Genomic DNA, 2,583 nt, shown 5'->3' on the forward strand with positions numbered 1-2,583 from the left:
TATCAAGATGTTGCAATGGCTGTTAGCCACAATTAAGTGGAGAGCCGGATGCGCTGAAAGGTGCACGTCCGGTTCGGAGAGGAGAGGTTGGGAGATAGCACGACTACGCCCCGCCTCTTACTCTACTTGCCACATGGAGTGGGTTTGTTTATGTCGCTTTCGTGATAGATGTTTTTTCACGATACATTGTAGGTTGGCGTGTATCAACGACAATGCACACAGAGCTTATTCTTGATGCGTTAGAGCAAGCTATTTGGCATCGTGGCAACCCCGAAGGGTTAATTCACCACAGCGACAGAGGCAGCCAATATTTGTCTATACGATACACTGAGCGACTTGCTGAAGCTGGAATTCAAGCGTCTGTAGGCAGTGTGGGTGACTCTTATGACAATGCATTGGCTGAAACAATAAATGGATTATTTAAAACAGAGATTATTCGCAGAAATGGCCCGTGGAAGAATGTTGATGCTGTTGAATACGCAACGTTAGAGTGGGTCAATTGGTTTAATAATCAACGCTTATTATCTTCAATTGGGTATATTTCACCAGCTCAATATGAAACAGACTACTATGATAATTTAAACGAGTCAGGTAAAGTGGCCTGACTTAAACAAACTGGTCTCCGATGAACTCGGGGCGATTCATTTGTATACATTCGACAGCGTGCCTATTATCTCATTTTGTCATACACAGTTTTCATCTAAAATAACCTGTTGCGCCTTTAAAAATAGGCGTATACGCTTTGTTTACACCCGTATACATCAGAGGTATTTTAGAATGGCTATTCTAAGCATCCGAATTGACGATAAATTAAAAGAGTCTTTAAGTAGTGAGGCGCAAAAGGAAGGTATTTCTTTATCTGAATATGTGAAGAAATCACTGGAAATTAAGAGCGTTGATACTCATATACTAGCAACAGAGAAAAACTTAAAAAGCTCTGTTGATAGTATTAAAGATTTAGCGCTCGTCTCTCAGGAGACTGTACACGAAGTTGAACTAAATATTCAGCGGCTAAATGAATCGCTTAAAAATGCAAATCACTTAAAAGAAATCAAAAAATTGAAATGGATATTGATTTCTATATCCCTCATCTTTGTATCAATCTCGATCCCAATATTTCACTTTAATATTGCTTATTTCAAAACCTTCTTTTATTAGGCTTTATCCTGAATAATTTAAGGCCTATGAGCCAAGCCTATTAGTAAATATTCCAGTTACCGGAAAGCCTTTGCCGTCCAACACCTCTGTATTAAGCTTTTCACTTTACGATGAATTACCTTCAACAACTTAATTTAAATAAACTTTTTAAAGGCGTTTTCAAAAGACTATAAGTGTATAATTATGGCGCAGGTTTTGCAGTTAATATCACTCATACGATCATACTAAGGAAAAGAACCTATGCGAGTTGATGCAAACGTACATTATTTTAATGGGAACCAGCGTACCAAGCCTTCAACAGAGGCCTCAACGTCATTTTCGGCTGCATTAACAGCAGCACAAACAGACAATGATAAGACTGACAGCAGCACAAAACAGGCGGATTTCACTAGTATGACCCGGCAAGAAATGCGGGACTGGGCCAACACTCAAATCCGCAATGGAGAAATGTCTCTCGATGACGGCAGGCCTTTCATGGCTATGACTATGAAAATACCCGTAAATGGAGGCGAACTGGCAGGTGCACACAGTGATGAAACACGATATAACTTCATTCAAAAAACGCGTGATGGCATCCAAGGCGCACTGTCACGCAATGACGAGACTACTTTGAAGATGTTAGAATCAGCTATGTCTATCATGCAAGACAAAAGTACTGGTGTTAACATTCGTATTTAGAAATATAAAAAGGCCAGAATGTCTGGCCTACATCATTAATAAATCAAAGAATACTGATCTGGACTGACATAGTATTCCATGGCGAATTAGTCGAAGTATTTTGGTATTTGAATAATCCGTTTTGATGACCATCGACATTGTATTCATTGAGGAAACCCACGACAGTTTGCCCAGCGGTACAAGGCCATGTGTAGTTACTACCAGTCACACAAACAGGCGTACTTGAGTACATTGTGGAACTCGGAAGTAACCCACCGTTCATCCAAGCAATATGATTATAACCATAACCAATTTCTAAAACAGCAGTACGCAGCTGCTCTCCCCCATGATCACATGCAGTTGTTGTCATACCAACAGTGGACTCCCACCCACAATCAGTTGAACCAACAGCATATACCCACATTGAAGATAGCGGCGGAGCTGATGCTCGAGCCATTAATTCAGACTCCATGCGGATGTTTTTGATTTCGGCAGGAGCTGGAGCATTCTGACTAGTGAGTACAGGAAGGGAGGTAATTACTTGTTGACTGCGCGGAACTTCCTCAGCATAACTCATATTACTTACACCAGTTGCTATGACTACAGATAGCAGGCCCGAATTAAATTTATTTTCATAGTCCTTGAACATTAGGCTTGCGCAATCTCACCCTTTCAAGGGCGAGTCAAGCAAGAGGTAACTAGTCTTTTTTCTGACTTAAAGCGCGTGAAGTTTTTACGGCTCTTTCACTTGGCGGTGTGTTTTGATTT

Annotated in this window: 3 protein-coding genes and 1 pseudogene; 3 read left to right on the plus strand and 1 reads right to left on the minus strand. The window is 40.7% G+C overall.

Annotated features, from left to right (window positions below):
* Positions 1–119: 119 nt before the first annotated feature.
* From NH454_RS22120 to NH454_RS22130, 3 genes and pseudogenes are all read left to right on the plus strand, one after another.
* Positions 120–605, plus strand: a pseudogene (locus tag NH454_RS22120) (IS3 family transposase); the annotation flags it as partial.
* 172 nt (positions 606–777) lie between these two features.
* The gene (locus NH454_RS22125) at positions 778–1,158 is read left to right on the plus strand and encodes a hypothetical protein (protein ID WP_024606317.1); all 381 of its coding nucleotides are present in this window, start codon (positions 778–780) and stop codon (positions 1,156–1,158) included.
* A gap of 240 nt (positions 1,159–1,398) precedes the next feature.
* Positions 1,399–1,836 (plus strand): hypothetical protein, encoded by a 438-nt coding sequence (locus NH454_RS22130; RefSeq protein WP_013463093.1) that lies wholly within the window; start codon positions 1,399–1,401, stop codon positions 1,834–1,836.
* A 43-nt stretch (positions 1,837–1,879) separates the two neighbouring features.
* Here NH454_RS22130 and NH454_RS22135 read toward each other — a convergent pair whose 3' ends face one another.
* The gene (locus tag NH454_RS22135; RefSeq protein ID WP_199524511.1) at positions 1,880–2,272 is read right to left on the minus strand and encodes a YolA family protein; all 393 of its coding nucleotides are present in this window, start codon (positions 2,270–2,272) and stop codon (positions 1,880–1,882) included.
* Positions 2,273–2,583: the final 311 nt, after the last annotated feature.

The organism is Pseudoalteromonas sp. Ps84H-4, from assembly GCF_024124645.1.
GTDB classification, from domain to species: Bacteria; Pseudomonadota; Gammaproteobacteria; order Enterobacterales; family Alteromonadaceae; genus Pseudoalteromonas; species Pseudoalteromonas lipolytica_C.

Coding starts and splice junctions, on each gene's coding strand:
- NH454_RS22135 (WP_199524511.1), bottom strand. CDS start 2,272: ATGGCTCGAGCATCAGCTCCGCCGCTATCTTCAATGTGGGTATATGCT.
- NH454_RS22130 (WP_013463093.1), top strand. CDS start 1,399: ATGCGAGTTGATGCAAACGTACATTATTTTAATGGGAACCAGCGTACC.
- NH454_RS22125 (WP_024606317.1), top strand. CDS start 778: ATGGCTATTCTAAGCATCCGAATTGACGATAAATTAAAAGAGTCTTTA.